At 36.7% G+C, this 6,000-nt stretch carries 8 protein-coding genes; 7 read left to right on the top strand and 1 reads right to left on the bottom strand.

Features of this window, described 5'->3' with window-relative positions; genetic code table 11:
• Positions 1-104 precede the first annotated feature (104 nt).
• The 7 genes from IAE45_RS18980 to IAE45_RS12390 all read left to right on the top strand — a co-directional run bounded on the left by IAE45_RS18980 (position 105) and on the right by IAE45_RS12390 (position 4,092).
• Positions 105-986 (top strand): hypothetical protein, encoded by an 882-nt coding sequence (locus IAE45_RS18980; RefSeq protein WP_233619050.1) that lies wholly within the window; start codon positions 105-107, stop codon positions 984-986.
• 7 nt (positions 987-993) lie between these two features.
• Positions 994-1,305 carry a hypothetical protein gene (locus IAE45_RS12415; protein WP_200126532.1) on the top strand — a complete coding sequence of 104 codons (312 nt, stop codon included), beginning with the start codon at positions 994-996 and terminating at the stop codon, positions 1,303-1,305.
• The gene (locus tag IAE45_RS12410; RefSeq protein WP_086316268.1) at positions 1,271-1,705 is read left to right on the top strand and encodes a hypothetical protein; all 435 of its coding nucleotides are present in this window, start codon (positions 1,271-1,273) and stop codon (positions 1,703-1,705) included. The genes IAE45_RS12415 and IAE45_RS12410 overlap by 35 nt, the downstream gene beginning before the upstream one ends.
• A gap of 20 nt (positions 1,706-1,725) precedes the next feature.
• Positions 1,726-2,475 carry a hypothetical protein gene (locus tag IAE45_RS12405; RefSeq protein ID WP_200126536.1) on the top strand — a complete coding sequence of 250 codons (750 nt, stop codon included), beginning with the start codon at positions 1,726-1,728 and terminating at the stop codon, positions 2,473-2,475.
• A gap of 265 nt (positions 2,476-2,740) precedes the next feature.
• Positions 2,741-2,968, top strand: coding sequence for a hypothetical protein (locus IAE45_RS12400; protein ID WP_200126539.1), 228 nt, complete (start codon positions 2,741-2,743; stop codon positions 2,966-2,968).
• A 331-nt stretch (positions 2,969-3,299) separates the two neighbouring features.
• Entirely contained in the window at positions 3,300-3,491 is a 192-nt protein-coding gene (locus IAE45_RS12395; protein WP_200126530.1) for a hypothetical protein, read from the top strand.
• Between the two features lie 130 nt (positions 3,492-3,621).
• The gene (locus tag IAE45_RS12390; protein ID WP_200126528.1) at positions 3,622-4,092 is read left to right on the top strand and encodes a hypothetical protein; all 471 of its coding nucleotides are present in this window, start codon (positions 3,622-3,624) and stop codon (positions 4,090-4,092) included.
• Positions 4,093-4,514: 422 nt separating this feature from the next.
• Here IAE45_RS12390 and IAE45_RS12385 read toward each other — a convergent pair whose 3' ends face one another.
• On the bottom strand, positions 4,515-5,954 hold the full coding sequence (locus tag IAE45_RS12385; RefSeq protein ID WP_200126525.1) for a hypothetical protein: 1,440 nt from the start codon (positions 5,952-5,954) through the stop codon (positions 4,515-4,517).
• Positions 5,955-6,000 lie beyond the last annotated feature (46 nt).

Genomic DNA, 6,000 nt, shown 5'->3' with positions numbered 1-6,000 from the left:
GCTGTTGCATTTATCAGATGCTAATAGTCATGAACAAAAATTTAAAGAGGAAACGCAAAAACTTGTCGGCGTTCCTGTTTATATAGCTTAGGTGGTGGGGGCGAATGAACCTAGGCTACATCAAATTATATCGTAAGGTGACTAGTTCATTCGTGTGGGCTAACCCTAGCATGTTGAAACTCTGGTTACTCTGTTTAATGAAAGCTAGTCACGAAGGAAGAAGGTTTTTATTCAACGGTCATGAAGTGTCGTTGTCCAGCGGTCAATTCGTTACAGGGCGCGATGCATTGGGAAAAGAATACAATTTAGGCGCTCCGAGTGACCAGGTCGTTGTCAGCCGTACGTTATGGAGATGGATGAAAAAATTCGAGAACGAGGAAATGTTGTCCATCACTTCAACACCCAAATACAGCGTTATATCAATAAAAAACTGGGATGACTACCAATCGAGTGACCAACAGTTGTCCAGCGGTCGTCCAGCACCTGTCCAGCACTTGTCCACAAACAAGAATGATAAGAATGAAAAGAATGATAAGAATTTAAATAATAGTCCTCGCAACAAACGCAAAAAGCGCGTTTATGCGGACGATGATCCTAATAAAATTCTCGCAAAGACACTGTTTAAACTGATCAAAAAGAATCACAACATCAAAGATCCCAATCTAGATGAGTGGGCAAACACGATTCGTTTAACGATTGAATCGGACAAGCGAACAGGCAAAGAAGTTCAAGACGTGATTGTCTGGGCGATGCAAGATGACTTCTGGTACAAGGTTGTTTTATCGCCATCCAGCTTGCGTCGCAATTTTGATCAGATGGTCGCACAAATGAATTCAAAATCATCGTCTTCCAAAAAAACTTTGCGTGAAGAAACTTTACCTGAGTGGGCTAAAGAACCTATAGATTACGGCAATAAAAAAACGGAAGTCACAGAGGAAGATCTAAGGAGGTTTCTAGCGGATGCAGGAGACGAAGAGGGATTTTAGTAAACCCGTGAAAATGATCTACACTCTTTTATCAAAAGAACAACAAGAGTTGATGAAATTCCCGCTTGAATCAATGACTGGATATATCAAGGAGACGGGAGATACACAAGGTAAAGGAGCAGAAAAAAGATTTAGAGTATTTATGTTCCTATATCGGCACTGGCTGATCTCAGAGAAAATCGTTCGAGCGGACTTTTTTGGAAAAAGCTTTATTCAAGCAACGACTGACGAGCTATGGGATGAGTCACAACGCCTTTATATAAAACTAAAAGGAGAGAAAGAAAATGACAGAAAAAGAAGTGAGACCGTTGGATCTTGATCTATCAAAAATTGATGAAGGATCCGTTCAGGAAAAATTTGAACACGAGATGGAAAAAGTGATCGAGAACATTCTTGATCGAAATACCAATCCAACTAAAAAGCGGTCAATCACAATCACAATCGATGTTTTGCCAAGCAAAGATCGGGATATGTTCGTGTTGGCCACGCAAACCAAATCAAAACTGGTACCTCGTGAAGAAACAGAAACAAAAGTCCTATTTGGACGTAACCAAGATACAGGAATATTGGAGGCCGCTGAGCTGAAATCAGGTGCACGTGGTCAGTTGTTCATGGATCCGGACGATCTAGAAGTCAAGCTAGACACAGGACAACCAGTTGCTGATCTCGAAAAAAAAGAAAATGAACTTGTTGATTTTAGAAAGCGTCAATCAAACTAAAAAAATTGGAGGAACCAACCATGAGTGAAAATATCAAAGATGCATTGAAGTACGCAGTAGATCTAAGTTCAGGTCAGGAAGTTATATACGAGGTAGATGGTCAGACATTTTACGATAATAGCAAAGCTAGTTTACGTAATTTATTCCCGATAGATTATGCGGCACAGCTTGAAGTCAACTCACTTACGGGCTTAACTCAGTATCTGCTATCTTGTTTTGATCAAGAATCGAAGGATCAGCCTGATGAACTTCTCGTACACGTCGAAAGCCCAACAAGAGTCGTTGTGTACAGCCAATTGAACGAAGAACGGAAACGTGAGAGCTTGATTGTCGCTCAAGCTGAATTGCAGAAATACCCATACGATCGTTTTATGGATCAAGAGCGTTTTGTGATCAATATTCAATCCTTGTTTGATCGTACGGATGATGCAGAAGCGGTCTTACGCTTCGCTAGTGCAATTCGAATCGATGATAGTGCCGATGTCACAGATAACGGAGTAACTCAGACAGCAACCGTGAAAACGGGCGCCAAAACTGTCGCAGAAGGAAGGGTGCCAAGCCCAGCAGCCCTACGTCCATATCGTACTTTCTTAGAGGTTGAGCAGCCAGAAGGTCAGTTCATCTTCCGAATCAACGACCGTGGTGAATGTGCTCTCTTTGAAGCAGATGGAGGCCTATGGAAATATCACGCAAAAGAGTCTATCGAATATTATCTTTCAGATGCACTCTCGGAATTAATCAACAAGAACAAAATCACAATTATCCAATAAGACAATAATAGAATCGACGTTTCCGGCGCACCTCAAGCGTCGTACGTTGATTTGGTTTCAAATTCGAGTAACAAAGTCGAGAAAATGTTAAAGTCACTTAGAATTGATTATAAGGCTGAAAAAGGTGATCGTATGATTTGCAGCAAATGTAAAGGTGAACGAATCCTTTGGAACAAGAACAAATTTGGACGGGCAGTGGCGAACAGCTGCCCGGCCTGTAATAGAAATGGTGATCCAATTATGAAAGAACTGAAGGAGTGGGGGCTTGAACGCGAAAAAAGGAGTTATTGAGGTCTTTTGGACAAATGTACAATGGCACATGGAAAAGAAAAACATTAAAATGTCGGATCTTGTTAACGGAAAGACGACTGCAGCGAAAAATAAAACTGCAAATATTATGTTGCGACGTGTCCAAGAAATTGCGGATATTCTTGAAATTGACGACTACGCTATTTTGTTCGAGGAAATTGAACAGACGGAGGAAAACGAATGAATGAACTTTCAGTAATAGGCTTTGTTTTTTGCGTGACCATCATTGTAGTTGGTGTAATTGCGTGTAAAAAAGCGTTGGATGATGAATGACATTTTCCTAAAAATTAATGAGCATAAACTAGAGGTGAAACATTGAGAAATAAATATCCGGGATATTGCTATCGTTGTAGCGGATACGTTGAAAAAAGGAAAGGGCATTTTGAAAGGAAAAACGGTCATTGGAAAATTCAACACGCAGATTGTGCGATCAAATACCGAGGGACTAACAATCAATGGAATGGAGCGCCAGTCAGTAAGTGACAGAGATAGTGGGATAGGGAGGGGGGAGAGCGATGAACGAACCTGATTACTGCGAACGGTGTAATTTGTACACTATGGTAAAGCAAGATCCTGAACCAGATGAGACGGAATGCGTTTGGTACTGCCCAGTATGCGATCAGTTTGAAGTAGTAGCTGATTCCGCAATCGTCAGCAAAACATTAATAGGGGGGACATTAACATGGGAAAAACAAAATCCAAAGTGAAAAAGAAAAAACGTCGGCTCCAGCAAAAAGCAGAGGCGAATGGAACCACAAAAAAGAAATAAAAAAAGCCACTCCCCTTAGGGTGAGTGACCACTGACATGATTATTTTACCATAAAAGGGGTGGCGTTTTTGAGGTTTCAGTGGCTTAAAAATTATCAAGACCTAGAAGAGCAAATTCTCTTCATGAAATGGAATCTTAACAAGAGTAGGTTGGAATTAGATCGATGGATCAACGGTGACTTGGCAAACGTACGCCTTGAAAAAAATTCGAGATCATCATCGTTGGAAGAAAACATCAGAATTATAGAGAATGAACTGAACCTGCTCGAGACAGAAAAAATTGAACTGATGGAATTGATCGATTCATTCAGTGGAGCAGACAATCAGATTGTAAAATTAAAATATGTTGACGACATGGATGTTTACGATATAGCAGATGAGACAGGCTACAGTGTGTCGTATATCCGCAAAAGGCATACTGAGATCCGAAAGACATTATCATTTGTTGATGAGTATGAGTCACGGCGAGAGGACCGCTTGAAGAAGCAAGAAGAAATGGACTACTATTCAGCAGACCAGGATCAGTTGAGCTTGTTTTGACATTGCCACAAAATGCGACCTCAAAGCCTGTGTATATTTCTTGATTTAAACGGGTTATAGTAATAGCGTAGAAGAAACGGAGAGCTGGTTTTGGACTACTCACACTAATCCAAATACCGAAAGGAGGAAAGCTCCTTATCGCGAAACTTCTTTGACGGATATAAAAGACAGCACAATTTTTTGAAAGAGGTGAGTGATCTCATTTCAAAATTTGCTAGTGCTGTCTTTTTTTGGAGGTTAATATTAATGAAAACTTATAGATATATTTCTTTTTCTAACAAGTATCCACAGCCAAATAAAGTAAATCCTGTTAGATCAGTAATATCTGTGGTGATTAAAGAAAACTTTTCTATTATTACAATGAACCGTAGTGCAACTACTGAAGAAATGAGACTGTTCATATTAAAGAAGACTTGAGATAATTACAAATTTGACATTTTAACAGCATAAACATTTTTTCTTAAATATTGATAGAAATTACTCTGTGTTAAGATAGTTACACGCGAAAGTAATCCATCAAGTATATCGTCTTTTTTGACAGAATTAAATTTAAGAGCCATACCTGTCGTAGACAAGTCGCTTCGATCAAACACATATACTTTATCACTTGACTGTTTTTGATAAATTAAAAGATTATTTGTTATCTTTTCTATACGTTCGGTCCTATCCGTATATTTATAGTCAGTCTCAATATCTGATTTGAAAATAAGTTTGTAATTAATCTCCATCTCTTTAAAACCAAACTGTTCCTCTAGATGTATTTCTGATAATTGTTCTAATAATTTAAAAGTAAGTGAATTCGATGGGGTAAATTGATCATAGAATTTTCTTGTAAATTCACTAACTTTAACATCTCGAATTGAAAAAACTTGTTTTGAAAAAAATCCGATAAATATTGATGAGTTTATTGAAAAATTATATTCATTTCTCAGATCATTAAAAGTAAATGTAATTTTACCTATTGAAAAGTCTTTTATCTTTATTTCGGGAAAGTGCAATACGTTGAAAACTGCCATAAAGGTGTTTAAAAAGGATTCAACTTGTATTTTAGGTGCAATTGAAAACGAAATTAGACCGTTATGTTTTTCGATTAACTCTATGATTTGACTTGCTGAATCTGGTTGGATTCTTTCTATGTCTCTTTTTAGATCAATTGAACAACTCCAAATCTCTTTTGAAGACTTATCATTAAAATTCATAATTTGATTCTTAACTTCAGAATAATTGAATAAATGTTCTTTAAACTTATTCTGATCCAATTGTTTACTTTTACCACTTAGATAGTTATTGAGTATTTTAACAAGCCTTTTTCTTATGCTAATAAAAGAATCACTTAAAACAAGTGGTAAAATATATTTCGATTGCGCCAAGTAAGTTGAATCATTAAACAAAATATCTTTAATTATCGGATATTCGATTTGCAAATCTTCATAGAGTGCTGCAGCTTTAGGGTTTTTTAAGATATGTTTAGAGATACTACCTATTTCATCACCTAAAAATTTTTTTACGCATTCTCCACCTATATTAATTGTTCTTTTTGATAATTTGTTCACAATGTAATATTCATGTTTATTAATTGTTTTACATAAAGAACATTTTTTCCATGTTTTTTTATCATCCGATTTATTTGTAATTTTAGGTTGGATTTTACGAAGTTTCCATTCAGCTCGGGACATATCTAACCAAAGATTTTTATTGTTAATAATTAATTGAAGTAATTCATTATTGTTTTTTAAGGAACGGTAATCAATGGTTTCGTTTTTGATAAGAATAGTTATTAAACTATTCAAATTATTTGAATTTTTAATGTAGTTACTATACATTAATAAATTTCGTTCTTTTTTATCAATCAGATTTGCCAAAATAACACCCCCATATAATAAAGAATTATACCAAAAATGAAAGTTA

It is taken from the genome of Enterococcus sp. S53 (genome assembly GCF_016516865.1).
Classification (GTDB): domain Bacteria; phylum Bacillota; class Bacilli; order Lactobacillales; family Enterococcaceae; genus Enterococcus_D; species Enterococcus_D innesii.
This window is presented reverse-complemented; position numbering and strand designations above follow the sequence as displayed.

Bases quoted from the DNA above. Each gene is read 5' to 3' on its own strand.
- IAE45_RS12405 (WP_200126536.1), top strand. From the start codon at position 1,726: ATGAGTGAAAATATCAAAGATGCATTGAAGTACGCAGTAGATCTAAGT.
- IAE45_RS12395 (WP_200126530.1), top strand. From the start codon at position 3,300: ATGAACGAACCTGATTACTGCGAACGGTGTAATTTGTACACTATGGTA.
- IAE45_RS18980 (WP_233619050.1), top strand. From the start codon at position 105: ATGAACCTAGGCTACATCAAATTATATCGTAAGGTGACTAGTTCATTC.
- IAE45_RS12410 (WP_086316268.1), top strand. From the start codon at position 1,271: ATGACAGAAAAAGAAGTGAGACCGTTGGATCTTGATCTATCAAAAATT.